Raw genomic sequence first — 26,467 nt, 5'->3', positions numbered from 1 at the left:
ATCCGGGATCGGCGCGCGCCGCGCCGGCCGGCGATCCCGCGCGCCAGGCCGATCTCCGCCGTTGCGCCCGCGCGGCGACGGCCGGCTGGCGTGGCTGCCCGGCTCAGAGGTGGCGCAGGGTCTGGCGCAGCCAGGGCACGCAGCGCCGGCTCACTTCCAGCGGCGCGCCACCGCTGCGCAGCACCGCCTGCACGTGGCCATCGGCGCCCCGGCGCAGTTCGACCAGCTCCTGGCGCGCGACCAGGCAGTTGCGGTGGATGCGGACGAAGCGCTCGGCGAACTCGTCCTCCAGCGACTTGAGCGATTCCTCGATCAGGTCCTCGCCGCGCGCATGGTGCACGACCACGTACTTTTCCTCGGCCTGCAGGTAGCGCACCTCCTCCAGCGGGATCAGCCGCAGGCTGCCCCGCAGGCGGGCGCAGAGGTGGTTGCGGCGGGCGCTGCCCCCGGCGGGCCTCCCGGCCAGGAACGTGCGCACCCGTTCCAGCGCGGCGGACAGGCGCTCGGGGCGGACCGGCTTGACCAGGTAGTCGAGCGCAGCCGCCTCGAAGGCCGACAGCGCGTGCGCGTCGTAGGCGGTGCAGAACACCACCGCGGTGGGCGGGCTGTCGGCGGCCAGGCGGCGCGCGGTTTCCAGCCCGTCGATGCCCGGCATGGAAATGTCGAGCAGCACCGCGTGCGGCCGGTGCACGGCGCAGGCGTCGAGCACCTGCTGCCCGTCGCCGGCCTCGGCCACCACGTCCACGCCCGGCTCGTCGGCAAGCAGCATCCGCAGCCGCTCGCGCGCCAGCGGCTCATCGTCTGCGATCACCAGTCTCAGGCTCATGCGTCCGCGGGGCGTGAACTCCGCGGCATAGTAGCCGCCGCTCCCGTCCACCGTCACCCGTTCCGGCCGCGGCCCGGAACCGGGGGGATCCCGTCAGCCGGCCAGTCGCTGCCCGAGCCAGTCGCCCAGGTCGGCGATTTCCTCCGCGCAGACCTGGTGGGCCATCGGATACCGCTGCCAGCGCACTTCGAAGCCGGCACGCTCCAGCATCTGCGCACTGGCCTGGCCGTACTGCACCGGGATCACCGGGTCGCTGTCGCCATGGGCGAAGAACACCGGCTGGGCGACGGCGTTGGCATGGCGCTGGCCGGCGACGGCGGCGCCCCCCGGCAGGTAGGTCGACAGGGCGACCAGGCCGGCCAGCGGCTCGCGCCGGCGCAGGCCGGTGGCCAGGGCGATGGCGCCGCCCTGCGAGAAGCCGGCCAGGACGATCCGCGACGGCGGGATGCCGCGTTCGACCTCGCGTGCGACCAGCGCCTCCACCTGCGCCACCGATTCCTCGATGCCCGCGGCCTCGGCGCGCGTGGCGAAGTCCATGCCCACGATGTCGTACCAGGCACGCATGCGCATGCCGTTGTTGATCGTCACCGGGCGCACCGGTGCGTGCGGGAACACGAAGCGCAGCGCCGGCCAGTGGGGCCGCACCAGTTCGGGCACGATCGGGGCGAAGTCATGGCCGTCCGCCCCCAGGCCATGCAGCCACAGCACCGTCCACGCCGGCGAGGCACCGGTTTCCTGTTCGACACACTCCAGCAGCATGGCCATCCCTTTTCGAGGAACCGCCGGCATTATGCCTGCGGCTGCAATGCCGCCGCGCGCAGTTCGGCGGCGCGGCGCAGCACCGGCGGCGGATCCAGCTCCTCGGGGATGCACAGCACCCGGTGCCGGCGCAGCCAGCGCCCGGGCGTGCGCGCGGAGGTGATCCAGACGGTCGGGATCGCCAGCACCATGCCCACCACCACCGGCGCCATCCACAGCGCCAGGCCGGGCGACACCGCCCAGGCCAGCAGGCCCATGAAGGCGCCGAACAGGCTCAGCCCGGCGTAGCTCTGGACCAGGCTCCAGAACGGCACGCTGCCATCGTCGCGGCGCTGCGCCTCCCAGCCCGAATCGCGGCCGGCCAGCACCTCGGCCACGCCGCGCGACTGCCGGTACATCACGATCGGCGCCATCAGCGCGGCCAGCACGCTCTCGACCAGCACGCCAGCCAGGGCCCGCAGCGCGCCGCCGGCACCGCGGCGCGCATCGGCGTCCACCACCGTGGCGATGTAGCCGAATACCTTCGGCGCGAACAGCACGCCCATGGTCGCGGCGAACAGCCAGGCCACGCGCTCGGCGTCGGCCGCGCGCCAGTAGGCCAGCGGCGAGAACCCCTGCAGCTGGAAGCCATCCCAGACCAGGTCCGAGCGGTACAGCGGGATCGCCAGGCCGACCAGCATCAGCATCGCCCACATCGGCGCGGTGAAGTAGTGGCCGATGCCGACCAGCATGTGGGTGCGGCTGATCCAGTGCAGGCCGGCGCTGCCGACCACCTTGCCGTGCTGCAGGTTGCCCTGGCACCAGCGGCGGTCGCGCACCAGCAGGTCGGTGAGCGAGGGCGGGCCCTCCTCGTAGCTGCCGTCCAGCTGCGGCACCAGGTGGATCGCCCAGCCGCCGCGGCGCATCAGCGCCGCCTCGACGAAGTCGTGGCTGAGGATATGGCCGCCGAACGGCTTGCGGCCGGGAAGTTCCGGCAGGCCGGCGTGGTCGGCGAAGGCGCGGGTGCGCAGCATCGCGTTGTGGCCCCAGTAGTTGCCCTCGCTGCCGTGCCACCAGGTCACGCCGCGCGCGATCACCGCGCCGTAGACGTGGCCGCCGAACTGCTGCATCCGCGCGAACAGGGTCTGGCCGTTGACCACCCGCGGCAGGGTCTGGAGCACGCCCACGCCCGGATTGCGCTCCAGCGCCGAGGCCAGCCGCACCAGGGTGGCGCCGCTCATCACGCTGTCGGCGTCGAGGATCAGCATCTGCGGGTAGGCGCCACCGAAGCGCTGCACCCATTCGGCGATGTTGCCGGCCTTGCGCCCGGTATTGTCGGTGCGCCGCCGGTAGAACAGGCGGCCGTGGCCGCCGGTGCGCTCGAGCAGCGCGGCGAACTCGCGCAGCTCGGCCCCGGCGACCTCCTCGCGGCGGCTGTCGCTGAGCACGAAGAAGTCGAACGCGCCGATCTGCCCGGTCGCGGCCACCGATTCGTACACCGCCTGCAGGCCGGCCATGATCCGCGCCGGGTCCTCGTGGTAGGTCGGCATCAGCAGCGCGGTACGCGCGCCTACCACCGGCAGCGGCGCATCCGGATCGATGCCCAGCACGTTGGCGCGTCCGGCCAGCAGCAGGACGAAGCCGCAGGCCGCGCTCACGCTCGACAGCGCGATCCACGCGAACAGCGCCACGAACAGGACCAGCAGCACGCCATCGAGCACGCTCAGGCCGCCCACCCGCAAGACCTGCAGCATGCCCATCGCGGCCAGCACGGTCAGCGCGGCGGTGCCGCCGACCACGAACAGGCGGCGCCAGCCGATCCCGCGCGGCGAGGTGGCGAGGCGTGGACCGGTCAGCCGGCCGGTGCGCAGGGTCTGGCCCGGCATCGGCAGCGGCGACTCGCCGGCGGGAAGCCATGCCGACTGGCGCGTGGCGTGGTCCGGAGTCGCCGTCATGACCGCAGGGCCCGCGGGCCGGCGGAACGTTCGGAAGCTGGCACCACGCGGGTTCTCCGGAGCGCGAGGAACCGGCCCCATGGGCCGGCGGTTCGCAGACCCGCTATTGTGCGGCGCGTCACCGCCCTCGCGGCAAGGGGGTACGGCGGGCGGTTCGGGCCGGTTTAGACGGAAACCGCTTCCATGCCGCCACCCGCGGCCGCACCCGTGGCGGTCCCGGCTACTCGACCTCTTCCGGCGGCGGCACCACCCCGTCCGGGTCCACCGCCAGGCGTCCGGCCATGAGCACGGCCTGGGTGCGGTTGTTGACCCCGAGCTTGCGCAGCACCGCGGTCACGTGGGCCTTGATCGTCGCCTCCGACACGCCCAGGTCCCAGGCGATCTGCTTGTTGAGCCGGCCTTCGCCGAGCATCTGCAGCACCTTGAACTGCTGCGGCGTCAGCTCGCGCAGGCGCTGCGCCACGGCCTGCTCGTCGCGGTCCATCGCCGGCGCCGCGGCGGCGGCGGCCGGCGCCCAGCGCTCGCCGTCCAGCACCTGCCCGACCGCCTCGCCGATGGTCTCGGAGTCCGCGCTCTTGGGGATGAAGCCGAGCGCGCCGTGGTCCAGCGCGCGCCGCATCACCGCCGGCTCCTCGCGCGCGGAGACCACCACCACCGGCAGCTGCGGATGCAGCGCGCGCAGGTGCACCAGTGCGCTGAAGCCGTGCGCGCCGGGCATGTTGAGGTCCATCAGCAGCAGGTCGGCGTCGGCATGCGCCTCGACCAGCCCGTACAGCGCATCCACGCTGTCGGCCTCGTGCAGGGTCGCCCCCGGCAGGATCCGCTGCACCGCGCCGCGCAGGGCCTCGCGGAACAGCGGGTGGTCGTCGGCGATGAGGATCGTGGACATGTCGGCGCCGTCCCGCGGCTTCATTTCACCTTGCGTTCGTTGACCAGCGACTCGACCACGGTCGGGTCGGCCAGGGTCGAGGTGTCGCCGAGCTGGTCCGGGGCGTTCTCGGCGATCTTGCGCAGGATCCGGCGCATGATCTTGCCCGAGCGGGTCTTCGGCAGGCCCGGCGCCCACTGCAGGTGGTCGGGGGTCGCGATCGGGCCGATCTCCTTGCGCACCCACGCGACCAGCTCCTTCTGCAGCTCGTCGCTCTGCGCCTCGCCGGCCTTGAGGGTGACGTAGGCGTAGATGCCCTGGCCCTTGATGTCGTGCGGGAAGCCGACCACCGCCGCCTCGGCGACCTTCGGGTGCAGCACCAGCGCGCTCTCCACCTCGGCGGTGCCGATGCGGTGGCCGGAGACGTTGATCACGTCGTCGACCCGGCCGGTGATCCAGTAGTAGCCGTCGGCGTCGCGGCGGCAACCGTCACCGGTGAAATAGGTGCCGGGATAGGTGCGGAAATAGGTGTCGATGAAGCGCTGGTGGTCGCCGTAGACCGTGCGCATCTGCCCGGGCCAGGAATCGAGCAGGACCAGGTTGCCCTCGGCCGCGCCTTCCAGGCGCTCGCCGTTGGCGTCGACCAGCGCCGGCTGCACGCCGAAGAACGGCAGCGTCGCCGAGCCGGGCTTGAGGTCGGTGGCCCCGGGCAGCGGCGAGATCAGGATGCCGCCGGTCTCGGTCTGCCACCAGGTGTCCACCACCGGGCAGCGGCTGTCGCCGACCACCTCGTAGTACCAGCGCCACGCCTCCGGGTTGATCGGCTCGCCGACGCTGCCGAGCAGCCGCAGCGAGCTGCGCGAGGTCTTCTTCACCGGCGCCTCGCCCTCGCGCATGAGCGCGCGGATCGCGGTCGGTGCGGTGTAGAAGATGGTGACCTGGTGCTTGTCGATCACTTCCCAGAAGCGCGAGACGCTGGGCCAGTTGGGCACGCCCTCGAACACCAGCGAGGTGGCGCCGTTGGCGAGGGGCCCGTAGACGATGTAGCTGTGGCCGGTGACCCAGCCCACGTCGGCGGTGCACCAGTAGACGTCGTCCTCGCGCAGGTCGAACACCGCCTCGTGGGTGTAGGCCGCGTACAGCAGGTAGCCGCCGGTGGTGTGCAGCACGCCCTTGGGCTTGCCCGTGGATCCGGAGGTGTAGAGGATGAACAGCGGGTCCTCGGCGTTCATCCGCTCCGGCTCGCATTCGGCCGGCTGGCCGTCGACCACGTCGTGGAACCAGCGGTCGCGCGGCGCCTGCATGTCCACCGCGCCGCCGGTGTGGCGCACGACCAGCACGGTCTCCACGGAGTGGGTGCCCGGCAGCTTCAGCGCGGCGTCGACGTTGGCCTTGAGCGGGATCTTCTTCGAGCCGCGCAGGCCTTCGTCGGCGGTGATCACCAGCTTGCTGCCGCAGTCGGCGACCCGGTCGGCGATCGAGTTGGGGGCGAAGCCGCCGAACACCACCGAGTGGATCGCGCCGATGCGGGCGCACGCCAGCATCGCCACCACCGCGTCGGGGACCATCGGCAGGTAGATCGTGACCCGGTCGCCCTTCTCCACGCCGAGGTTGCGCAGCGCGTTGCCGAGCCGGCAGACGCGCTCGTACAGCTCGCGGTAGCTGACCTTCTGGGCCGGTTGCGAGGGGTCGTCGGGCTCGAACAGCAGCGCGGTCTTGTCGCCACGCGTGGCCAGCTGCCGGTCCAGGCAGTTGACCGAGGCGTTGAGCTCGCCGTCCTCGAACCAGCGGATGCGGAAGTCGTCCAGGGCGTAGCTGACGTCCCTGATCCTGGACGGCTTGCGGAACCAGTCCAGCCGGTCGGCGGCCTTGCGCCAGAAGCCCTCCGGGTCGCGCACCGATTCGGCGTACAGGTGCTGGTACTCGTCCCTGCCGATCCGCGCGCGCGCGGCGAATTCGGGCTTGACCGGATACAGGTCGGACATGGCTTCTCCCTCCTCAAGATGCCGGGGACGGCCGCGCCTGCGCCGCCGCCCGTTACTGGACGGACAGTTTGACGCATCCACCGTGACGCATTGCAACAGCGCGGCTAAGACCTTGGTCGAAGGCATCGGCCCCCGTGCGCCGCCGGGCGGCGCGGCGGCCGCGCAGTGGCGGGCATCCACGCGTCCGCGCCGCGGGCTTCGACTAATGGCGAATAGGCGCCCCCGGCTGCCCACCGCAGTCTCCGGCCAACGGCTGCGCGCGGGCAGCGCGTCGATACGCGGTACCCGTCACCACAACGAGGGAGGAGAGGGGCAATGAACAAGCATCCATCCAGGCTGGTGCGACGGCCGCTGGCCGCCGCGTTGCTGGTGGCACTGGTCGCACCGGGCATGGCGTTCGCGCAGACCGCGCGCGAAAAGGCGCTGGAGGCGCGCGTGGCCGAGCTCGAGCGCCAGGTGCAGCTGCTGGTGTCCACCCAGCAGCAACAGCAGTCGCAGATCAGCACCACCCAGGAACAGGTCACCCAGGTGCAGACGGCGCAGGCCGCGGCCCCGGCCACGGCCGCCCCGGCCGGCAAGCAGCCGATCCAGGCCACCACGATCACCCCGGCGGCCAACCCGGGCACGGTGTTCACCTACGGCGGTTTCATCAAGCTCGACGCGATGACCACCGACACCAGCGACGGCCGCATCGCCGACGGCTCGTCCGGGCGCATGTTCTACGTGCCGGCCACGATCCCGGTCGGCGGGCCGGGCGCCGATGGCGGCGACCCGTACACCGACTTCCATGCGCAGTTCTCGCGGTTCTGGCTCAGCGCCGACCATGTCACCGAGGGCGGCGACAAGCTCAAGGGCTACGTGGAAATGGACTTTTTCGGCGGCGGCAGCAACGCGCTGGCCGGCAACGAGATCGCCACCAACACCTACGCGGTCACCCTGCGCCAGGCCTACGTGAGCTGGAACAACTGGCTGGCCGGCCAGACCTGGTCCAACTTCCAGGACACCGCGGCGCTGCCAGACGCGGTGGACTTCGTCGGCGTCACCGACGGCACCATCTTCGTGCGCCAGGCCCAGGTCCGCTACACCAGCGGCCCGTGGTCGGTGGCGCTGGAGAACCCGAACACCACGATGCAGGCCTATGCGCCGAATGCGGCCGCGGCCGGCGCGCGCACCACCACCGGCGACAACAACGTCCCGGACCTGACCGCCCGCTACAACATGAAGGGCGACTGGGGCCACTTCTCGGTCGCCGGCCTGCTGCGCCAGTTCAAGTCCGGCGACAACACCGATTCCGGCGGCGCGGTCAGCGTCTCGGGCAAGTTCAACCTGGGCGACAGCGACGACCTGCGCTGGATGGCCAACTACGGCAGCGGCATCGGCCGCTACATGGCGTTCGGTCTGGGCAGCGACGTGATGCAGGACGCCGGCGGCGACATCGAGGCGATGAACGGCTGGGGCGGCTTCGTCGCCTGGCGCCACGTGTTCAGCCCGAAGCTGCGCGGCAACCTGATGTATTCGGCCGCGGCGTTCGACAACGACGTCGCGCTGGTGGGCTGGGGCGTCACCGAGCGCTCGCAGTCCTACCACGCCAACCTGATCTACACCCCGTTCCCGAAGCTGGACATCGGTGCGGAGATCGGCTGGGGCCAGCGCTCGCTCGAGGATGACCGCGAGGGCGACCTGAAGCGCATCCAGACACACGTCAAGTACAGCTTCTGAGGGAGGGGATCCACATGAACGCAACCACGCATCATCATTCGCCGCAGGGCGAACTCGGCAAGGGCCACAAGAAGGTCATCTTCGCCTCGAGCCTGGGCACGGTCTTCGAGTGGTACGACTTCTACCTGTACGGATCGCTGGCCGCGATCATCGCCAAGCAGTTCTTCAGCGGCGTCAACGAGACCACCGGCTTCATCTTCGCCCTGCTCGCGTTCGCGGCCGGCTTCGCCGTGCGTCCGTTCGGCGCGGCGTTCTTCGGCAGCCTCGGCGACCGCATCGGCCGCAAGTACACGTTCCTGGTCACCATCGTGCTGATGGGCCTGTCGACCTTCATCGTCGGCATCCTGCCCACCTATGCGTCGATCGGCGTCGCCGCGCCGATCATCCTGATCCTGCTGCGGCTGGCCCAGGGCCTGGCGCTGGGCGGCGAGTACGGCGGCGCAGCGACCTACGTGGCCGAGCACGCCCCCGACGGCAAGCGCGGCCTGTACACCAGCTTCATCCAGACCACCGCCACGCTCGGCCTGTTCCTGTCGCTGCTGGTGATCCTGACCTGCCGCCTGACCCTGGGCACCGAGGCGTTCGAGGCCTGGGGCTGGCGCATCCCGTTCCTGGTCTCGATCGTGCTGCTGGGCATTTCGGTGTGGATCCGCCTGCAGCTGAGCGAGTCGCCGCTGTTCCAGCAGATGAAGGCCGAAGGCAAGGGGTCCAAGCAGCCGTTCCGCGACAGCCTCAAGGGCGGCAACCTGAAGCTGATGCTGCTGGTCCTGCTGGGCGCCACCGCCGGCCAGGCCGTGGTCTGGTACGGCGGCCAGTTCTACTCGCTGTTCTTCCTGACCCAGGCGCTGAAGGTCGACGGCACCACCGCCAACCTGCTCATCGCCGGCGCATTGGCCCTGGCCACGCCGTTCTTCATCTTCTTCGGCTGGCTGTCGGACAAGATCGGCCGCAAGAAGATCATCCTGGCCGGCTGCCTGCTCGCCGCGGTGACCTACTTCCCGATCTTCAAGGGCCTGACCCACTTCGCCAACCCGGCGATCGAGGAGGCCCGCGCGAATTCGCCGGCGCTGGTCCATGCCGATCCGGCCTCCTGCTCGTTCCAGTTCGATCCGGCCAACGTGCGCAAGTTCACCAGCGCGTGCGACGTGGCCACGGCGGCATTGACCAAGGCCGGCGTGCCCTACACGGTGCAACCGGCCCCGGCCGGTACCCTGGCGCGGGTCGAGGTGGGCGGAAACTCGGTGGAGTCGTACGACGCGGCCGGCCTGTCCAAGGACGATGCGAAGACGCGCGCGGCCGCGCTGGCGGCGTCGCTGAAGGCGGCGCTCACCGCTGCGGGCTATCCGGAGAAGGCCGACCCGGCGCGGATCAACATCCCGATGACGCTGTTCCTGCTATGGGTGCTGGTGATCTACGTGACCATGGTCTACGGCCCGATCGCCGCCTACCTGGTGGAACTGTTCCCGACCCGGATCCGCTACACCTCGATGTCGCTGCCGTACCACATCGGCAACGGCTGGTTCGGCGGCTTCCTGCCCGCGATCTCCTTCGCCCTGGTCGCCGGCAGCGGCAACATGTACTTCGGCCTGTGGTACCCGATCGCGATCGCGGTGATGACGCTGGTGATCGGCACGCTGTTCCTGCGCGAGACCAAGGACGTCGACATCTCGAAGTGACCTCCCCCCGCCGGCGGCGACGCCGGCACCCCCCGGCGCCGACCCTCGCGGGTCGGCGCTTTTTTTTTCAGCGCGGCTTCGGCGCGGCCTTCCGCGCGCCGCCAGGCGCGGCGCGCGCCTCGCGCAGGGCCATGCCCAGCAGCAATCCGCCGAAGGCCGCGTACACGCTGGTCGTGGTCTGGTGGGCGAACATCGACTGGGTGAGGCCGCAGAGCACGAACACGAGCACCATCATCGCGCCCGCCGACGCCGACCCCCGCAGGCGCCCGAGGGTCACGTCCCGCCGCAGGCGCATGAACAGCCACAGCGGAACCGCATACAGCAGGATCAGCGCCACGGCCCCCGGAAGGCCCATCGTGGCGCCCCATTCGGCCAGGTCGTTGTGCGCGTGGCCCAGGTGGCAGCGTTCGATCTTCAGCCCCGCCTCGCCTCGGCAGGCCGGCAGCCGCTGCATGGCCCGGTCGAACTCGCCGAAGCCCACGCCGGTCCATGGCGCGTCGGCGAACGCGCCGGCCGCCACCTGCAGCCGCTCCAGGCGCGCACCGGCGGACGAGTTGTGGTCGCCATGGTCCATGCGCTCGATGTCGCGGCGCAGCTCCGACAGCCGCAGCTGCTGGGTTAACGCCGGCACGGAGACGAGCAGGACGATGCCGCAGGTCACCATGCCGCCGAGCAGCAGGGCGCGGCTGCGGCGGCTGCGCCAGCCGCTGCCCAGGATCAGCACCAGCAGCAGGACCAGCAGGCCCGGCCAGGGGCCGCGCGTGCCGCTGAGCAGGATCGCCAGCACGCCCAGCGCCAGGGCGAAGGCCGACCAGTGCCAGCTGCGCGGCGGGCGGCAGAACACCGCCATCACCATCAGCACCAGGACCACGTCGGCGAACACGATCTCGTTGAGCCAGCCGCCGGCGCGGCTGGCGCCGGCCAGGACCTGGACCAGGGCCAGCGCCGCGGCCGCCAGCAGTCCCGCCAGCGCGCCGCGCCACAGCATGATCCGCGGAGGGTTCAGCGCCCATGCCCAGGCCATGGTCCACGGCAGCACCAGCAGCCGGTCGCGCCCGTCGATGCTCTCGTCCGAGCCGGTCATGTGGATGGAGGCCAGCGCCACCAGCAGCGGGACGACCGCGGCGGCGGCGACCAGCAGCCAGGGTCGGCCGATCTCGCGGGTGGCCCGCAGGACCCGCAACGGCACCAGCAGGGTCGAGGCGAGCAGCAGCAGGCCGAACGGCAGCAGGCCCTTGGGGATGCTCAGGGTCAGCGCTGGCAGGCACCAGAGGCCGAGGGCCGCGCACGCCGAGGCCCAGCGCCAGCGCAGGTCCATCCTGTTGTCCGCGTGCGTCGTATCCATGGCGGTCCTGCGTGGGCTGGCGCATGTTCACGGAAGCATCCGGAACACGCGCTGAGCCCTGGCCTCACTCCCCGGTCTGCTCGCGACCCTGCTCGGCGTCGGCGCGGGCCCGCTCCTCCTCGGTGGCCACGCATGGCCCCGTCACCGCGCCGGGCGGCACGAGCCACCAGCGACGACGGTTGGAGATGCCGGCCAGTTCGATCCGCTCCCGGTCGATGCATCCTTCAAGCGCGGCCTCCTGCACCAGCAGCCATCGCGAGGGCGACCGTGCCTGCCACGCCACGGCCGCGCCCAGTTGCGCCTCCCACGCGACCTTGAACCCGAAGTCGGTGACCTTGCGGTCGGCCATCAGCAGGTTCTGTTCCTTCCACGCGACCAGGCCCAGTTCGGCCTCGGGCCCGATCCGTTCGCCCGCCCGGGCCATGACGCCCCGTGCCGAGCTGGCGTCGTTGAGCAGCGGGTAGCCGACCAGGCTGTAGGCCACCCACAGGCCGCCGAGGGTGGCGAACAGCATGGCCACGCCACGACGGCGGAACGCCAGCGCGCAGCCCAGGCCCCACAGCCCGATCGCCAGCAGCATCCAGGCCAGCGCGCGGATCCCGGCCGGATCCAGCCCGCGCTGGCTCTCCATGCGCGCGACGAGCGGACTCCCCGGTTGCAGCAGTGCGGCGCCGCCGCCCAGGAACAGCAGGGCCAGTCCCACGGCCAGCGCAGCCGCCACCCATCGCGCCCAGCGCCGGCGCAGCAGCCCGGGCAGCAGGGGCGCCAGCACCAGGCACATCATCGGCAGCGCCGGCATGATGTAGACGTCGCGCTTGCCGTCCGGGATGGAGAAGAACACCAGCACCATCGCCCACCACGCCAGCGGCAGCAGGTAGCGCGCATCGCGACGCCTGAGCCGCCGCCACCAGGCCGGCAGCGCCCAGGGCAGCGCCAGCACCGGCGGGATCCACATCGTCAGCATCACGCCGAGGTGGTACCAGGCCGGCTGGTGGTGGTCCCAGGACTGCGAATAGCGCCTGGCGGTCTGCCGGAACAGGATGTCGTCCAGGTAGGCGCGGTATTCGGGCAGGTTCTTGGACAGTGCCACCGTCACCACCGGCAGCAGCCACAGCGAGACGGCCAGGACGAAGCCGAGCGGGCCCAGCCAGAAGCGCGGGTCGCGCGCGTGCACCTTCACCCGCGGCCAGCCGCGCAACGAGGCGATCGCCGCCGGCAGGACCATCAGCAGCGCGATCGCGCCGACGCCCTTGGTGATCGTGCCGATGCCCGCCGCGAACCAGCCCAGCGTCCACCACCGCCAGTCCGGGCCGAGCAGCAGGTGGCGCAGGAGGCCGTAGTTGGCCAGGGTGATGAAGAAGGTGACCAGCGGATCGATCTGCGCCTTCTTGGACTGCCAGGTGAACTGGAACGCGAACAGCAGCGCCCAGGCGGCGTACAGGCCGACCTTGCGCGTCCACAGGCGGCGGCCGAGGTCCTGCACGCACCACAGCGTGCCCAGCGCGGCCAGCAGCGACGGCAGCAGGAACGCCACGCGCCAGTTGCCGAACAGGGTGTAGAACGCCGCCTGCAGCCACATGAGCATCGGCGGCTTGTCCGAGTACAGCTCGATGCCGCGATGCGGGAACAGCCAGTTCCCGCTTTCCACCATCTGCTTGGCCACCAGGGCGAAGCGCGGCTCGTCGGCAGGCCAGGGGTCGCGCAGGCCCAGCCCGGCGCCCAGCACCAGCAGGGCGGTGATCCAGAACAGCCAGGTGTCGCGGTTGCGGGGGGTGAACGTCGGCATGGGCGCCGATGATAGGGGGCTCACCCGTTCTTGCGCAGGCGCGCGTAGAAAAAACCGTCCATCCCGTCCTCGCCGGGCAGGCGCTGGCGACCGGCGCCGGCGGCATGCCCGAACGCCGGTGGAAGCAGGTCGGCGGCCGCGTCAGTGGTCCGTTCGAGGAACGCGTCGACCTGGCGGGCATTCTCCTCCGGCAGGATCGAGCAGGTCGCGTACAGCAGCACGCCGCCCGGCCGCAGCAGCGGCCAGACCGCGTCGAGCAGGCGCGCCTGCGCCTGGACGAGGCTGGCGAGGTCTTCCTCGCGCCGGTGCAGCAGGATGTCCGGCTGCCGGCGGACCACCCCCGTGGCCGAACACGGCGCATCCAGCAGGACCGCGTCGAAGGTGAAGCCGTCCCACCACAGCGCCGGCAGGGTCGCGTCGGCCACGCGCACCTGGGCACGGTCGGCGACCCCGGAACGCCGCAGGTTGTCCTCGATGCGCGGCAGCCGGCGGGGATCCACGTCCAGTGCCAGCAGCTCCAGCGCGGGGTCGCGCTCGAGCAGGTGCGCGGCCTTGCCGCCAGGCGCCGCGCAGGCATCGAGCACGCGCGCGCCCGGCTCGGGCGCCAGCGCTTCGAGCGCCTGCTGCGCCGATCCATCCTGCACGGCGACCACGCCCTCGTCGAAACCCGGCAGCGCGGCCACCGGTACCGGCACTTCGAGGCGCAGCCCGTCGTCCAGTCGCGGATCGGTGGTGGCGGACAGGCCGGCCTCCCCGAGCCGCACCCGGTATCCATCGCGGGTGGCCAGGCGGCGGTTCACCCGCAGCCACAACGGCGCAGGCTGGGCGTTGGCCGCGAACACCGCCGCGGCCTGCGCCGGCCACGCCGCTTCGACCCGGGTACGCAACCAGTCCGGCCAGGCGCCGGCCGGGTCGGCGGCGGGGAAGCCTTCGCGCTGCGCGCGTCGCAGCAGGGCGTTGACCAGCCCGGCCTGGTGCGGCCGGCCCAGCGCGCGCGCCGCTTCCACGGTGGCGTCCAGCGCCGCATGGGCGGGCAGGTGCAGGGCATCCAGCTGCGCGCAGCCGGCCAGCAGCAGCGCCAGCAGCGGCCCGTCGCCGGGACCGGGCGGCTTCTGCAGCCAGCCGTGCAGCGCCGGCAGGTAGCGGTAGCGGCCACGCAGCGCGGTGAACGCGATCGCCTCCAGCAGCGCGCGGTCGCGGGTGTCGGACAGCCGCGGCAACGCCCCCGCCAGCTCGGATTTCAGCGAGCGGCCGCGATGCACGACCGCGTCCAGCACCTGCGCGGCGAGCACCCGCACCTGCACTCCCGGTGCGAGCGGCCGGCGTTCGCCGGCTCCCGGCTCGCGCGCGCGGTCGGCGGGGGAACGGGGCGGAACGGCCACGGTCAGGCGCTCCGCGCCAGGTCGCGACGCGCGTTGAGCCAGTCGGCGGCGGTGATCGCCCGGCCGCCCTCGCGCTGGACCACCCGCAGGCGCAACGCGCCGCGGCCGCAGGCGACGTCGATGCCGTCGCGCCCGGCCGCCAGCAGGGTGCCGGGCGCCGCGTCATGGCCGGCTTCGATGGCGACCGCGCCATGGATGCGCAGGCGCTCCCCGGCGACCATGCCCTCGGCGACCGGCCACGGATTGAAGGCACGCACCGTGCGCGCCAGTTCCTCGGCAGGACGGCCCCAGTCCAGCCGCGCTTCGGCCTTGTCGAGCTTGTGCGCGTACGTGATGCCGTCTTCCGGCTGTGGTTGCGGCTGCGGCCGCAGGCCCGCGCGCAGCAGGCCCAGGCCGTCGGCCAGCACCTGTGCGCCGAGGTCGGCGAGGCGGTCGTGCAGCTGGCCGCCGGTCTCCTCCGGCCCGATCGGCGTGCGCTGCTCCAGCAGCACCGGCCCGGTGTCCAGGCCCGCTTCCATCTGCATCAGGCCGACGCCGGTCTCGGCATCCCCGGCCTGGATCGCGCGCTGGATCGGCGCCGCGCCGCGCCAGCGCGGCAACAGCGAGGCGTGCACGTTCCAGCAGCCATGGGTCGGGATCGCCAGCACCGCCCGCGGCAGGATCAGCCCGTAGGCCACCACCACCATCAGGTCCGGGGCGAGCTCGCGCAGGGCCTGCCGCGGCTCCGCACCGCGCAGGGACTCCGGCTGCAGCACCGGGATGCCGCGGGCGACGGCCTCGAGCTTGACCGGCGAGGCGGCCAGGCCCCGGCCGCGGCCGGCGGGGCGGTCGGGCTGGGTATAGACGGCCACCACCTCGTGCTGCCGCGCGGCGGCGCGCAGCGAAGGCACCGCGAACTCGGGCGTGCCGGCGAACACGATCCTCATCGGACCAGCCTCATCGGATCAGGGACTCCTTGGTGCCGCGCCGCCACTCCTGGCATCACGGACGGGTGCCGGCGCGCGGCCGGCTCATCGGGAAGGACGGGGCGCGCGGACGACCGGGGCGGCACCCACGCGGCGCGGCTCAGGCCGCGTGCTTGCGCTGCTTGGCGAGCTTCTTGCGCACCATCTCGCGCTTGAGCGGCGAGAGGTAGTCGACGAACAGCTTGCCGTCCAGGTGGTCCATCTCGTGCTGGATGCACACCGCCAGCAGGCCGTCGGTGCTCAGTTCCTGCACGCGGCCCTGCCGGTCCAGGTGGCGCACGGTGATGCTGTCGGCGCGGGTCACGTCGGCGAAGATCCCCGGCACCGACAGGCAGCCTTCCTGGTAGACCTGCTCGCCATCGCGGGCGGTGATCTCCGGGTTGATGAAGACCATCGGCGCGTCCTTGCCCTCGCTGACGTCGATGACCATGAAGCGCAGGTGCTGGTCGACCTGGCTGGCGGCCAGGCCGATGCCGGGCGCCGCGTACATCGTCTCGAACATGTCGTCGACCAGCGTCTGGAACTCCGGCGTGGTCACCTGCGCGGGGTCGACCACGGCGGCCTTGGTACGCAGGCGCGGGTCGGGGAACTCGAGGATGGGCAGCAGGGCCATGGGGCAACTCCGGTGGGGACGGCCGGGACAAACAGGCCGGCCGTCGCAATTCTAGCGCGGAAGCTTGCGCAACGGCCTGAATTCTGGACTATAGTCCGCGGACCTGTTGGGGAATCAGGCGGGATCGCAACCATGCTCACACGCCTTCGGACGGTCCTGGCCGTCGCGATGCTGACCGTCGCCACCTATGCTGCCGCCGTCGAGTCGCGCGGCAGCCACCCGGACACGTATGTCGTGGTCCGCGGCGACACGCTCTGGGACATCGCCGGGCGCTTCCTCGGCAAGCCCTGGCTCTGGCCGGAGATCTGGCAGGCCAATCCGCAGGTCGCCAACCCGCACCTGATCTATCCGGGCGACGTCCTCAGCCTGGCCTACCTGGACCGCGTCGCGGTGCAGGCCGGGCCGCGCGAGGAAGCGCCGATCGGCGCCGTGCCGCTGTCCGAGATCGAGCCCTTCCTGCGCGACCTGCGCGTGACCGACGCGTTCGAGCACCTGCCTTACGTGGTGAACTTCGAGGACAACCGCCTGCGTGGAAGCGCCGGGCAGTCGGCCTACGTGAGGGGCCTTGAAGGCGTGCCGGCCGGCCAGCGCTACATGGTGCTGCGTCCGACCGTGCGCTACGCCATGCCGCGCACGTTCCAGCACCTGGAATACGACGGCAGCACCGTGCCGCTCGACGGCGTGCTGTGGAGCCAGTACGTGCCGCCGACGGGCCGCAACGACTTCCTCGGCTTCGAGCTGGCCAAGGTCAACGTCGGCACCATCACCCGCGCGTCCGGCACCGGCGGTGTCGAGGTGGCCACGCTGTACCTGGAAGACAGTGGCCACGAGGTCCGTGCCGGCGACCGCGTCGTCCCGGTCGAGGCGCAGCCGTACGACCTGCAGTTCTTCCCGCACCCGCCGGCGTCCCAGCCCGCCGAAGTGGCGGTGCTGGCGGTGGCCACGGGCGGCGGCACCGGCACCGCCGGCGGCCCGCGCGACGTCATCGCGATCTCGGCCGGCCGCCTGGACGGCATCGACAACGGCACCGTGTTCTCGCTCTGGCGGCCGGCACGCCACGTCAACGACCGGGTCACCGGTGCGCGCACGTCGCGCCAGGACGACCAGTTCACCGGTTCCGGCAGCACCGTCGGCCTGCCGGAGGAGTACGCGGCGCACGCCATGGTGTTCCGCACCTTCGACAAGGTCAGCTATGCGCTGGTGATGGACGGCATCAAGCCGGTGCGGGTCGGCTTCCAGGCCCGGCATCCGGACGCGCAGCAGTAACCGCGGCCGATTCCTACAGACGATGACGACGGCGCCCTAGGGCGCCGTCGTTGTTTCCGGCCCAGGATCGGGCCATGTCCACGCCCGATCCCCTGCCGCTTCTCCGCCTGGTGCTGGCCGGCGGTGCCCTCGCGCCGCGACGGGCGATGGTCGGCCGCCGGGATGCGCCCGGCGATGCCGCCCTGCAGGCCAGGCTGGACGGGGTCCCGGCGCGCGCCCTCGACCACGTCCTGGACTGGCTGGGTCGACCCGGCCACCACCTCGTCGGTTGCGACGATCCGCGCTTCCCGCCGCTGCTGCGCCAGTCGCCCAGCGCGCCGCTTGCCCTGTTCGTCGATGGCGACCCGGGGGCGCTGTGGATACCCGCGGTGGCGGTGGTCGGCAGCCGCAGCGCCAGTGCCGGCGGCTGCGACAACGCCCGGGCCTTCGCCTCCGCGCTGTGCGGTGCCGGCCTCGCCGTGGCCAGCGGCATGGCCGCCGGCATCGACGCGGCGGCGCACGAGGCCGCGCTCGCCGCCGGCGGCACGACCGTGGCGGTCCTCGGAACCGGCCCCGACGTCGCCTACCCCCGTGCCCACGCCAGCCTTCGCCGGCGCATCGCGGCGGCCGGCGCGGTCGTCAGCGAGCACCCGCCCGGAACCCCGCCCCGGCCGGCGCATTTCCCGGGCCGGAACCGGATCATCGCCGGCCTCTCGCTGGGCACGCTGGTGGTCGAGGCGGCGGTGCGCTCGGGCGCGCTGATCACCGCCCGGCTGGCGGCGGAGGCCGGGCGCGAGGTCTTCGCCCTGCCCGGCTCGATCCATTCCCCGGGCGCACGTGGCTGCCATCGCCTGATCCGCGACGGCGCGCAGCTGGTCGAGGAACCGGCCGAGGTACTGGCCGGCATCGCCCCGTTGGCCGGACGGCTGGCCGTCTCGCTGGGCCCGGATACCGGGGTGGCGCCGCCCTGCCGGACCGCCCCTCACCGGCCCCCGGCGCCCCCCGTGGGAGGCGATGCGGACCACCACACCTTGTGGCGCGCCCTGGGCCATGACCCCATCCCTATGGATGTTCTTGCCGACAGGACCGGATTGACGCCTGCGGTCCTGTCCTCCATGCTGCTGGCCATGGAACTGGATGGGCGGGTCGCGGTCGAACATGGCCGCTACGCACGCAGGTCCACCGGCGGCGGCGCGACCGACTGACCGGCTAGGCAGGCGGAGACGCGATGCCCGTGGTTCCCCACCCACGGCGCCCCCCAGCGGGGCGCAGGCCGAGGGCAATGAAAGAAAGCATCCTGGACGTCCTGCTCTACCTCTTCGAACACTACATCGGCGACGATGCGGACACGCTCCGCGACCGCGACCCGCTCCACGAGGGCCTGATCGAGGCCGGTTTCAGCCCCAGCGAGATCAGCAAGGCCTTCGACTGGCTCGACGGGCTGGCGCAGCAGCGCCTGGCCGGCGCCGGCGCGCGCGTCGACGGCCCGGTTCGCGTGTACCACGGGCCTGAACTGGACAAGCTGGACGTGGACTGCCGCGGCTTCCTGCTGTTCCTGGAGCAGCAGGGCGTGCTCGATGCCGACCAGCGGGAACTGGTGCTGGACCGGGCGATGGCGCTGGACCAGGACGAACTCGACCTGGACGACCTGAAGTGGGTGGTGCTGATGGTGCTGTTCAACCAGCCTGGCGCCGAGGCCGCCTACGCCTGGATGGAGACCCAGATGTTCGGCGAGGAACCCGAGCCGGTGCACTGAACCGCCCTGCGTTGCCACCCGATCGAAGCCGGCAGCAATGCCGGCTTCCGCGTTTCCGGGCCATGGGGCACACTGGCCGGGCACGCTCAGGGGAAAACGCATGAACGAGTGGTTTTACGCCACTGCCGACGGGCAGCGGCATGGCCCGCTTTCGGCCCAGGAACTGGGCGCGCTCGCCGCCCGCGGCGCGATCGGTGCGCCGACGCTGGTCTGGCGCGAAGGCCAGGCCAGCTGGCGTCCGCTGCAGGATTTCGCGCTCGAACTGGGCCTGCCCACCCTGCCGCCGCCGCTGCCGGCCGCACCGGTGGCCGCCGCCGCACAGCCGCGCCCGGGCGGGCTGTCCGGTTGCGCGATCGTCGCCCTGATCGCGGTGGCCGGCGTGTTCGTGGTCGCGGTGCTCGGCGTCATGGCCGCGATCGCCCTGCCCGCCTACAGCGACTACACCCTGCGTGCGCAGTCGAGCGCGGCGATCAGCCAGGCGCAGGCGCTGCAACCGCAGGTCACCGAATTCCTCGATGCCAACGGGCGTTGCCCGACCAACGACGATGACGGATTCGGCGAGCCCGCCAGCTATGCGGAGGGGGCGCTGGCCGAGGTGACCTTCGGCGAGTTCGAGGGCAGCGACCTGTGCGGACTGGAGGCGATCCTCGCAGTGCCCGGCAAGCCGGCGCTGGATGGCCACAAGGTCTGGCTGGAGTACGACCCCGCGACCTCGGCCTGGCAGTGCACCTCGGATGCCGAGGACAAGTACCTGCCCGTGTCCTGCCGCGGCTGACCCCTACACCATCCAACAGCAAGGAACGCAACGCATGACCGAGTGGTATTACGCCGACCGCCAGCGCCGCCAGGTCGGCCCCGAGACGGCCGAGGTGCTCGCCCGGCGTTTCCGCGCCGGCGAGATCGACGCTGCGACGCTGGTGTGGCGCGAAGGCCTGGCGTCCTGGCAGCCCCTGGGTTCGCTGCGCGCCGAACTCGGGCTGGAGGACGCCGCAGCCACCCTGGATTTCCGCGTCGAACCGGTGGCTTCCGCCCCCGCGCCGGCGCCCGCGGAACAGGCGGCCGCGATCCCCGCGCCGCCGACGGCTCCGGCCTACAGCCCGTACGCGGCCCCGAGCACGGTGATGGATGTCGCCCATGCGGGAGCGTCGCCGGTGCAGGGTGGCGAGGTGGTCATGGCCGGGCTGTGGCGCCGGGTCGCGGCGAGCGTCATCGACGGACTGGTGACCGGCGTCCTCGGCTACGCGGTGCTGATTCCGCTGACGCTCGGCTTCGGCGTCAGCCTGTCCAGCCTGGCGGAGAACGAACTCGCCGGCGCCGGTGCCAGCGTCACGTTCCTCGTCCTCTACTACGGCATCAGCATCGGCCTGCCCATGCTGTATTTCTCCTGGATGCATTCCTCGCGCACCCAGGCCAGCCTCGGCAAGATGGCGGTCGGGATCAAGGTGGTGCGCACCGCCGGCGACCCCATCGGCTTCGGGCGTGCATTGCTGCGCTACCTGGCCTACTTCCTGTTCACCGTGGTCACCTGCGGCCTGGGCGTGCTGATCTCCGGGCTGATGGTCGCGCTCACCGAGCGCAAACAGGCCCTGCACGACATGGTCTGCGACACCCTGGTGGTCGACAAGTGGGCCTACACCGACCACCCCGAATGGCAGGAGCGGGGGCTCGGCACCGTCACCGTGGTGGTGCTGGTGCTGTTCGGACTGATGCTGGCGGCCGTGCTGGTGATGGCCGTGGCCATGGTCGGCCTGCTTTCGGCGGCCGGCTGGAACTGACCCACGGCGCGCACCGGGAGGGGCGCCGGCCGGCCCGGCTTGACACGGCCGGCCGCGGCGTGATTCACGTATAAAAAGGACAGCGACCGCGCCCGGGGGCCCTCCCCCGGGCGTCGGCTTCTCTGGCGGGGGCTTCTTCACATGCCGCTCACCGCCCGCACCCGGTCCCGGAAGGACCGCCGCCGCACCCAGACCACCCCGCCATGCCCAAGCACCTCCTCATCGTCGAATCGCCCGCCAAGGCCAAGACGATCAACAAGTACCTCGGCAAGGACTTCACCGTCCTCGCCTCCTACGGGCACGTCCGCGACCTGGTGCCCAAGGAGGGTGCGGTCGATCCGGAGCGCGGCTTCGCCATGCGCTACGACCTGATCGACAAGAACGAAAAGCACGTCGAGGCCATCGCCAAGGCGGCGAAGACGGCCGACGACATCTGGCTGGCGACCGACCCGGACCGCGAGGGCGAGGCGATCAGCTGGCACATCGCCGAAATCCTCCGCGAGCGTGGCCTGCTCGACAAGCCGATGCACCGGGTCGTGTTCACCGAGATCACGCCGCGCGCGATCAAGGAGGCGATGACCCAGCCGCGTTCGATCGCCGGGGAACTGGTCGATGCGCAGCAGGCGCGCCGCGCGCTCGACTACCTGGTCGGCTTCAACCTCTCGCCGGTGCTGTGGCGCAAGGTCCAGCCGGGGCTGTCGGCCGGCCGCGTGCAGTCGCCGGCGCTGCGCATGATCGTCGAGCGCGAGGAGGAGATCGAGGCGTTCAAGGCGCGCGAGTACTGGAGCATCGGTGCCGAGCTGGCGCATGCCTCGCAGCCGTTCACCGCCAAGCTGGTCAAGCTTGACGGGCAGAAGTTCGAGCAGTTCACCATCACCGACGGCGAGACCGCGGAAGCGGCGCGCCTGCGCCTGCAGCAGGCAGCCGCGGGCGCGCTGCACGTCACCGACGTGGCCAGCAAGGAACGCAAGCGCCGGCCGGCGCCGCCGTTCACCACCTCCACCCTGCAGCAGGAGGCCTCGCGCAAGCTCGGCTTCACCACGCGCAAGACCATGCAGGTCGCGCAGAAGCTGTACGAAGGCGTGAACCTGGGCGACGAGGGCACCGTCGGCCTGATCAGCTACATGCGTACCGACTCGGTGAACCTGTCGCAGGAAGCGCTGGCCGAGATCCGCGACGTGATCGCGCGCGACTACGGCACCGCCTCGGTGCCGGACAAGCCCAATACCTACCAGACCAAGTCCAAGAACGCGCAAGAAGCTCACGAGGCGGTGCGCCCGACCTCGGCGCTGCGCACGCCCGCGCAGGTCTCGCGCTTCCTGACCGACGACGAGCGCAAGCTCTACGAACTGGTGTGGAAGCGCGCGGTCGCCAGCCAGATGGTCCCGGCCACGCTCAACACCGTCTCGGTCGACCTGGCCGCCGGCAGCGACCACGTGTTCCGCGCCAGCGGCACGACCGTCGTGTTCGCCGGCTTCCTGGCCGTGTACGAGGAAGGCAAGGACAGCAAGGCCGCCGAGGACGAGGACGAGGGCCGCAAGCTGCCGCCCCTCAAGCCCGGCGAACGCGTGCCGCTGGACCGCATCCACGCCGACCAGCACTTCACCCAGCCGCCGCCGCGCTTCACCGAAGCGGCGCTAGTCAAGGCGCTGGAGGAATACGGGATCGGCCGGCCCTCGACCTACGCCTCGATCATCCAGACCCTGCTGTTCCGCAAGTACACCGAAATGGAAGGGCGCGCGTTCAAGCCCACCGACGTGGGCCGCGCGGTCAGCAAGTTCCTGTCCGGCCACTTCACCCGCTACGTGGACTACGACTTCACCGCCAACCTCGAGGACGAGCTGGACGCGGTCTCGCGCGGCGAGGAGCAGTGGGTGCCGCTGATGGAGAAGTTCTGGGGCCCGTTCAAGGAACTGGTCGAGGACAAGAAGGAATCGCTGGACCGCACCGACGCCGGCAGCTCGCGCACGCTCGGCACCGACCCGAAGAGCGGCAAGGACGTGAGCGCGCGCATCGGCCGCTTCGGGCCGATGGTGCAGATCGGCACGGTCGACGACGAGGAGAAGCCGAAGTTCGCCTCGCTGCAGCCGGGCCAGAGCATCTACTCGATCTCGCTGGACGAAGCGCTGAAGCTGTTCGACATGCCGCGCCAGCTGGGCGAGAGCAACGGCGAGCCGGTGAGCGTCGGCATCGGCCGCTTCGGCCCGTTCGCCAAGCGCGGCAGCACCTATGCCTCGCTGAAGAAGGAGGACGATCCGTTCAAGATCGACCTGGCGCGCGCGGTGTTCCTGGTCGAGGAGAAGGAGGAGATCGCGCGCAACCGGGTGATCAAGGAATTCCCCGGCAGCGAGATCCAGGTGCTCAACGGACGCTTCGGCCCGTACCTGAGCGACGGCAAGCTCAACGGCAAGATTCCCAAGGACCGCGAGCCCGCCTCGCTGACCCTGGCCGAAGTGCAGAAGCTCATGGAGGAGACCGGCAAGCCGGCCCGCCGCGGCTTCGGCGCGAAGAAGGCCGTGGCGAAGAAGGCGCCGGCGAAGAAGGCGGCGAAGGCCGCGGCCCCGGCCGACGCCGCGGCGAAGAAGGCCCCGGCAAAGAAGGCCGCGAAGAAGGGCGCGGCGAAGAAAGCGGCAAAGAAGGCACCGGCGAAAAAGGTGGCGAAGAAGGCCGCCGACGCCGACCGGCCGCCCTTCTGAGACCCCGTCACCCGGACCTTCATCCGCCACCCGCAATCCCGCGGCTAACATCGCCCGCCATGGCCCGCACCCTCGCCATCGCCGAAGCCGCCTCCCTGCTGCAGCGGGGAGGGCTGGTCGCCTACCCCACCGAAGCGGTGTGGGGGCTGGGCTGCGACCCGGACAACGAAGCCACGGTGCTGCGCCTGCTTGAACTCAAGCAGCGCCCGGTGGACAAGGGGCTGATCCTGGTCGCGTCGCACCTGGACCCGTTGCGGCGCTGGCTGGACCTGCCCGCGCTGCCCCCGGAACGGCTGGCCGTGGTCCTGGCCAGCTGGCCCGGGCCGCATACCTGGGTGATGCCCGCCGCGTCCGACGCGCCGGCCTGGATCACCGGCGGGCGCGACAGCATCGCGGTGCGGATCAGCGCCCACCCGGTCGTCGCCGCGCTGTGCGAGGCGTTCGGCGGGGCGCTGGTTTCCACCAGTGCCAACCGGGGCGGCGAACCACCGGCGCGCTGCCGGGCCGACCTCGATCCGCTGCTGGACGATGCCATCGACGCCATCGTGGCGGGAGACACCGGCGGACTGGCGCAGCCGACCGCGATCCGGCTGGCGCTGGACGGCGCCATCCTGCGCGCCTGACGCGCGCGCCCGGATCGTCCGAGCGGGCGCCGCGCTAGGATGGCGGCCAGGTCACGGAGACGGCCATGATCCCGACGACGCGTTGTCCCCGCATGCCGGCCCGGGCACGAACGGCAGTGCGGCATACGGACCTTCCGGCTCGCCCGGCCGCCGCGGGCGCGCTGGTCATGCTGCTCGTGCTGGCGCTGCCGGTCCCGCGCGTGCACGCCGCTCCGGCGGAGGTCACGGTCTACCGGTGCATGGACAGTCGCGGACAGCTGGTGGCCCTGCGCGACTCGCCGTGCCGTCCCGGGGAGCGGCAGGAAGCCGTGCAGATGCAGCGTCCACAGGATCCACCTCCGCGCACGGTATCGACGATGCCTGCACCTGCCGCGCCGGCCGCGTCCGTGCGCGAAGTGCGCGTGGTCACCGTGCAGGCGCCACAGCCGCTGTTCGAGTGCACGGCGCCGGACGGCACGACCTACATCAGCGAGACCGACCAGGTCACCGAGCGGTGGGTCCCGCTGTGGACGCTCGGCTACCCCGTCGGGCCGGGACCCCGCCCACCGCGGCCGGTGCCCGCACCGCGCGGTGGAACATCGGTGGGCAGCAGCGGCGCGGGGCGCCTGCCGCCCTCCGGGGCGATCGTGCCGGCCGGCACCTGGGTCCGCGACTCCTGCGTGCGCCTGACCCAGCAGGAAGTCTGCACGCACCTGTCGGACCGGCGCTACGAGATCCTGCGGCTCTATCATGCCGCCATGCCCAGCGAACGGAACGCGCTCGACCGCGAGCAGCAGCAGATCGATACCCGGATGGCGAACGAGTGCCCGGGCTATTGAACATGACGTGGCGACTGCTGGGGTTCGCTGTCATGGGATGGTGCTGCATGGCGACGCAGGTCGCGGCACAGGGCACCACGATCTACCGCTGCACCGATGCCGCCGGGGTGTTGACCGTGCAGAACGCACCGTGCCCTGCCGGCAGCACCCAGCGCGAACAGGCGGTGCGCGACCTTCCGAGCAGCCCCGGGCAGGCCCCGGCGCCGGCGACCGCCCCGCCGGGAGTGGGTCCTGCTGGCGCCCCCGCAGCCGCCGCACCCGACGCTCCGGCGGCGCCGGCAACGCGAACGGCGCAGGACGAGTTCGTCACCACCAGCACCGGGCCGGAACCACGGATCCTCGACAGCGCCAACCTGCCGCGCACCCGGCAGGCGGATGCGGTCGCCGATCCGGACCGGCCGCCACCGCCGCCGCTGTTCCGGTGTGCGACCTACGACAACGACAGTTACCTGTCGGAAGACCAGGACGTACCGCCGCGCTGCCTGCCGCTGCGGACCGTGGGCCTGGACGGCAATCCCTCCGGGGGCGCAGGTCGCGCCTGCGAGATCGTCCGCGACCAGTGCGCGCGCGTCCCCGACGGCGCCGCCTGCGAGGCATGGCGGCGATACGCGCGCGAAGCGGAGACGCGATTCCGTTTCGCCCATCCCGACAACGTCGAACGTCGGCGCACCGAGTACGAGCGCCTGGCGGGGATCGTCACGGCGAGCTGCGGCGGCTGAGCCGGATCAGCCCGACCACGGCACGCTGACGCCCACCAGCAGCAGGAACAGCGCGAACACCCGGCGCAGCGCATCGCCGCTGAGCCGGTGCGCCAGCCGCGTACCCCACGGCGCGGAAATCACGGAGGCCAGCGCCACGCCGATCGCCGCCGGCAGGTAGACGTAGCCGATGCCGTGCGCGGGCAGCGCCCCGGCCGGCGCGTGCAGCGCGTAGCCCAGCGCCGAGGCCAGGCCGATGGCGACGCCGCAGGCGCTGGACGTGCCGACCGCGCGCACCGGCCGCACGCCGCGCCAGACCAGCAGCGGCACGGTCATGCTGCCACCACCGATGCCGACCACCGCCGACAGCGCGCCGATCCCGCCACCGGCGACGCTCATCGGCCAGCCACGGGGCGCCGGCACCTCGCTGCCATCGGTCGGCGCGCGGGTGCGGCCGAAACCGATCTGCCAGGCCGCGACCAGGCAGTAGCCGGCCACGATCCAGCGCAGCATCGCGTCGTCCAGCGCGACCGCCACGCCGCTGCCCAGCCAGCCACCCAGCAGCAGCCCGGGCACCATCCACGCGACGGTCGGCCAGAGCACGCTGCCACGCCGTGCGTGCGCCCGCGCCGAGGAGGCCGCGGTCAGCACGATGCTGGCCAGCGAACTGGCCAGCGCCGCATGCATCGCCGCGTCCTCCGGCACGCCGAACAGCGGCAGCAGCCAGGCCAGCGCGGCGACCAGCACCAGGCCACCGCCGATGCCGAGCAGGCCGGCGAGGATGCCGGCGACGACGCCGAGCAGCGGAAACAGCAGGAACATCAGCGGTGACAAGGTCTTCTCCATCGCGAAACGCCGCCGGTCGCGGGCGATGCGGCTCGCGCGCCGCATCGTCACGGCCATTCAGGCGCGTTGGGTATATTCGACCGCATGTCGCGCCCGGTCACCATCCCATCGCTGCGAACCCTGCGCCGCTGCGCGCTGGTCGCGTTGTTGTC

22 protein-coding genes are annotated in these 26,467 nt (G+C 71.9%); 11 read left to right on the top strand and 11 right to left on the bottom strand.

The genetic code is table 11. The features are described from left to right. Positions 1–103 precede the first annotated feature (103 nt). The 5 genes from ACA089_RS13640 to acs all read right to left on the bottom strand — a co-directional run bounded on the left by ACA089_RS13640 (position 104) and on the right by acs (position 6,372). Positions 104–826 carry a LytR/AlgR family response regulator transcription factor gene (locus ACA089_RS13640; protein ID WP_372017862.1) on the bottom strand — a complete coding sequence of 241 codons (723 nt, stop codon included), beginning with the start codon at positions 824–826 and terminating at the stop codon, positions 104–106. 93 nt (positions 827–919) lie between these two features. Next, positions 920–1,585: an alpha/beta hydrolase gene (locus tag ACA089_RS13635; protein ID WP_372018930.1), complete on the bottom strand. Its 666-nt coding sequence runs from the start codon at positions 1,583–1,585 to the stop codon at positions 920–922. A 29-nt stretch (positions 1,586–1,614) separates the two neighbouring features. Beyond that, a complete protein-coding gene (gene mdoH, locus ACA089_RS13630; RefSeq protein WP_372017861.1) occupies positions 1,615–3,519 on the bottom strand; it encodes a glucans biosynthesis glucosyltransferase MdoH in 1,905 nt (634 codons plus the stop codon). Between the two features lie 220 nt (positions 3,520–3,739). Then, positions 3,740–4,408: a response regulator transcription factor gene (locus tag ACA089_RS13625; protein WP_372017859.1), complete on the bottom strand. Its 669-nt coding sequence runs from the start codon at positions 4,406–4,408 to the stop codon at positions 3,740–3,742. Between the two features lie 20 nt (positions 4,409–4,428). Beyond that, the gene (gene acs, locus ACA089_RS13620; protein WP_372017857.1) at positions 4,429–6,372 is read right to left on the bottom strand and encodes an acetate--CoA ligase; all 1,944 of its coding nucleotides are present in this window, start codon (positions 6,370–6,372) and stop codon (positions 4,429–4,431) included. 315 nt (positions 6,373–6,687) lie between these two features. Between acs and ACA089_RS13615 the strand changes: the two genes are divergently transcribed. Then, entirely contained in the window at positions 6,688–8,091 is a 1,404-nt protein-coding gene (locus ACA089_RS13615; RefSeq protein WP_372017856.1) for a DcaP family trimeric outer membrane transporter, read from the top strand. A 14-nt stretch (positions 8,092–8,105) separates the two neighbouring features. Then, positions 8,106–9,767: an MFS transporter gene (locus ACA089_RS13610; RefSeq protein WP_372017854.1), complete on the top strand. Its 1,662-nt coding sequence runs from the start codon at positions 8,106–8,108 to the stop codon at positions 9,765–9,767. A gap of 67 nt (positions 9,768–9,834) precedes the next feature. On the opposite strand, the gene ACA089_RS13605 is transcribed toward ACA089_RS13610, so the two are convergent. The 5 genes from ACA089_RS13605 to def all read right to left on the bottom strand — a co-directional run bounded on the left by ACA089_RS13605 (position 9,835) and on the right by def (position 15,858). Further along, a complete protein-coding gene (locus ACA089_RS13605; protein WP_372017852.1) occupies positions 9,835–11,112 on the bottom strand; it encodes an O-antigen ligase family protein in 1,278 nt (425 codons plus the stop codon). 64 nt (positions 11,113–11,176) lie between these two features. Next, complete coding sequence (locus ACA089_RS13600; RefSeq protein ID WP_372017850.1) at positions 11,177–12,898, bottom strand: ArnT family glycosyltransferase; 1,722 nt, start codon at positions 12,896–12,898, stop codon at positions 11,177–11,179. Positions 12,899–12,918: 20 nt separating this feature from the next. After that, positions 12,919–14,202 (bottom strand): 16S rRNA (cytosine(967)-C(5))-methyltransferase RsmB, encoded by a 1,284-nt coding sequence (gene rsmB, locus ACA089_RS13595; protein ID WP_372018927.1) that lies wholly within the window; start codon positions 14,200–14,202, stop codon positions 12,919–12,921. Between the two features lie 80 nt (positions 14,203–14,282). After that, positions 14,283–15,206 carry a methionyl-tRNA formyltransferase gene (gene fmt, locus ACA089_RS13590; RefSeq protein WP_372017849.1) on the bottom strand — a complete coding sequence of 308 codons (924 nt, stop codon included), beginning with the start codon at positions 15,204–15,206 and terminating at the stop codon, positions 14,283–14,285. 139 nt (positions 15,207–15,345) lie between these two features. Beyond that, positions 15,346–15,858, bottom strand: a complete 513-nt coding sequence (gene def / locus ACA089_RS13585) for a peptide deformylase (RefSeq protein WP_372017847.1) — start codon at positions 15,856–15,858, stop codon at positions 15,346–15,348. A gap of 132 nt (positions 15,859–15,990) precedes the next feature. Between def and ACA089_RS13580 the strand changes: the two genes are divergently transcribed. From ACA089_RS13580 to ACA089_RS13540, 9 genes are all read left to right on the top strand, one after another. Further along, complete coding sequence (locus ACA089_RS13580) at positions 15,991–17,124, top strand: LysM peptidoglycan-binding domain-containing protein (protein ID WP_372017845.1); 1,134 nt, start codon at positions 15,991–15,993, stop codon at positions 17,122–17,124. Positions 17,125–17,198: 74 nt separating this feature from the next. Then, positions 17,199–18,308, top strand: a complete 1,110-nt coding sequence (dprA, locus tag ACA089_RS13575) for a DNA-processing protein DprA (protein WP_372017843.1) — start codon at positions 17,199–17,201, stop codon at positions 18,306–18,308. A 77-nt stretch (positions 18,309–18,385) separates the two neighbouring features. Next, on the top strand, positions 18,386–18,859 hold the full coding sequence (locus ACA089_RS13570; RefSeq protein ID WP_372017842.1) for a DUF494 family protein: 474 nt from the start codon (positions 18,386–18,388) through the stop codon (positions 18,857–18,859). A 100-nt stretch (positions 18,860–18,959) separates the two neighbouring features. Then, the gene (locus ACA089_RS13565) at positions 18,960–19,634 is read left to right on the top strand and encodes a pilin (RefSeq protein ID WP_372017840.1); all 675 of its coding nucleotides are present in this window, start codon (positions 18,960–18,962) and stop codon (positions 19,632–19,634) included. Between the two features lie 34 nt (positions 19,635–19,668). Next, a complete protein-coding gene (locus ACA089_RS13560; protein WP_372017838.1) occupies positions 19,669–20,634 on the top strand; it encodes an RDD family protein in 966 nt (321 codons plus the stop codon). A gap of 203 nt (positions 20,635–20,837) precedes the next feature. Beyond that, positions 20,838–23,330: a DNA topoisomerase I gene (locus tag ACA089_RS13555; protein ID WP_372017836.1), complete on the top strand. Its 2,493-nt coding sequence runs from the start codon at positions 20,838–20,840 to the stop codon at positions 23,328–23,330. 59 nt (positions 23,331–23,389) lie between these two features. After that, a complete protein-coding gene (locus tag ACA089_RS13550; RefSeq protein ID WP_372017834.1) occupies positions 23,390–23,953 on the top strand; it encodes an L-threonylcarbamoyladenylate synthase in 564 nt (187 codons plus the stop codon). 167 nt (positions 23,954–24,120) lie between these two features. After that, positions 24,121–24,771: a hypothetical protein gene (locus tag ACA089_RS13545; protein WP_372017833.1), complete on the top strand. Its 651-nt coding sequence runs from the start codon at positions 24,121–24,123 to the stop codon at positions 24,769–24,771. A gap of 47 nt (positions 24,772–24,818) precedes the next feature. Further along, positions 24,819–25,490, top strand: coding sequence for a DUF4124 domain-containing protein (locus tag ACA089_RS13540; RefSeq protein ID WP_372017831.1), 672 nt, complete (start codon positions 24,819–24,821; stop codon positions 25,488–25,490). Between the two features lie 6 nt (positions 25,491–25,496). On the opposite strand, the gene ACA089_RS13535 is transcribed toward ACA089_RS13540, so the two are convergent. Further along, positions 25,497–26,372: a sulfite exporter TauE/SafE family protein gene (locus ACA089_RS13535; RefSeq protein WP_372017829.1), complete on the bottom strand. Its 876-nt coding sequence runs from the start codon at positions 26,370–26,372 to the stop codon at positions 25,497–25,499. Between the last annotated feature and the right edge of the window lie 95 nt (positions 26,373–26,467).

It is taken from the genome of Pseudoxanthomonas fibrivorans (assembly GCF_041464125.1).
Taxonomy (GTDB): domain Bacteria; phylum Pseudomonadota; class Gammaproteobacteria; order Xanthomonadales; family Xanthomonadaceae; genus Pseudoxanthomonas.
This window is presented reverse-complemented; position numbering and strand designations above follow the sequence as displayed.

What these genes read in the sequence shown, in the direction of transcription:
- ACA089_RS13640 (WP_372017862.1), bottom strand. Translation starts at nt 826, where the DNA reads ATGAGCCTGAGACTGGTGATCGCAGACGATGAGCCGCTGGCGCGCGAG.
- ACA089_RS13635 (WP_372018930.1), bottom strand. Translation starts at nt 1,585, where the DNA reads ATGCTGCTGGAGTGTGTCGAACAGGAAACCGGTGCCTCGCCGGCGTGG.
- mdoH (WP_372017861.1), bottom strand. Translation starts at nt 3,519, where the DNA reads ATGACGGCGACTCCGGACCACGCCACGCGCCAGTCGGCATGGCTTCCC.
- ACA089_RS13625 (WP_372017859.1), bottom strand. Translation starts at nt 4,408, where the DNA reads ATGTCCACGATCCTCATCGCCGACGACCACCCGCTGTTCCGCGAGGCC.
- acs (WP_372017857.1), bottom strand. Translation starts at nt 6,372, where the DNA reads ATGTCCGACCTGTATCCGGTCAAGCCCGAATTCGCCGCGCGCGCGCGG.
- ACA089_RS13615 (WP_372017856.1), top strand. Translation starts at nt 6,688, where the DNA reads ATGAACAAGCATCCATCCAGGCTGGTGCGACGGCCGCTGGCCGCCGCG.
- ACA089_RS13610 (WP_372017854.1), top strand. Translation starts at nt 8,106, where the DNA reads ATGAACGCAACCACGCATCATCATTCGCCGCAGGGCGAACTCGGCAAG.
- ACA089_RS13605 (WP_372017852.1), bottom strand. Translation starts at nt 11,112, where the DNA reads ATGGATACGACGCACGCGGACAACAGGATGGACCTGCGCTGGCGCTGG.
- ACA089_RS13600 (WP_372017850.1), bottom strand. Translation starts at nt 12,898, where the DNA reads ATGCCGACGTTCACCCCCCGCAACCGCGACACCTGGCTGTTCTGGATC.
- fmt (WP_372017849.1), bottom strand. Translation starts at nt 15,206, where the DNA reads ATGAGGATCGTGTTCGCCGGCACGCCCGAGTTCGCGGTGCCTTCGCTG.
- def (WP_372017847.1), bottom strand. Translation starts at nt 15,858, where the DNA reads ATGGCCCTGCTGCCCATCCTCGAGTTCCCCGACCCGCGCCTGCGTACC.
- ACA089_RS13580 (WP_372017845.1), top strand. Translation starts at nt 15,991, where the DNA reads ATGCTCACACGCCTTCGGACGGTCCTGGCCGTCGCGATGCTGACCGTC.
- dprA (WP_372017843.1), top strand. Translation starts at nt 17,199, where the DNA reads ATGTCCACGCCCGATCCCCTGCCGCTTCTCCGCCTGGTGCTGGCCGGC.
- ACA089_RS13570 (WP_372017842.1), top strand. Translation starts at nt 18,386, where the DNA reads ATGAAAGAAAGCATCCTGGACGTCCTGCTCTACCTCTTCGAACACTAC.
- ACA089_RS13565 (WP_372017840.1), top strand. Translation starts at nt 18,960, where the DNA reads ATGAACGAGTGGTTTTACGCCACTGCCGACGGGCAGCGGCATGGCCCG.
- ACA089_RS13560 (WP_372017838.1), top strand. Translation starts at nt 19,669, where the DNA reads ATGACCGAGTGGTATTACGCCGACCGCCAGCGCCGCCAGGTCGGCCCC.
- ACA089_RS13555 (WP_372017836.1), top strand. Translation starts at nt 20,838, where the DNA reads ATGCCCAAGCACCTCCTCATCGTCGAATCGCCCGCCAAGGCCAAGACG.
- ACA089_RS13550 (WP_372017834.1), top strand. Translation starts at nt 23,390, where the DNA reads ATGGCCCGCACCCTCGCCATCGCCGAAGCCGCCTCCCTGCTGCAGCGG.
- ACA089_RS13545 (WP_372017833.1), top strand. Translation starts at nt 24,121, where the DNA reads ATGCTGCTCGTGCTGGCGCTGCCGGTCCCGCGCGTGCACGCCGCTCCG.
- ACA089_RS13540 (WP_372017831.1), top strand. Translation starts at nt 24,819, where the DNA reads ATGGCGACGCAGGTCGCGGCACAGGGCACCACGATCTACCGCTGCACC.
- ACA089_RS13535 (WP_372017829.1), bottom strand. Translation starts at nt 26,372, where the DNA reads ATGGCCGTGACGATGCGGCGCGCGAGCCGCATCGCCCGCGACCGGCGG.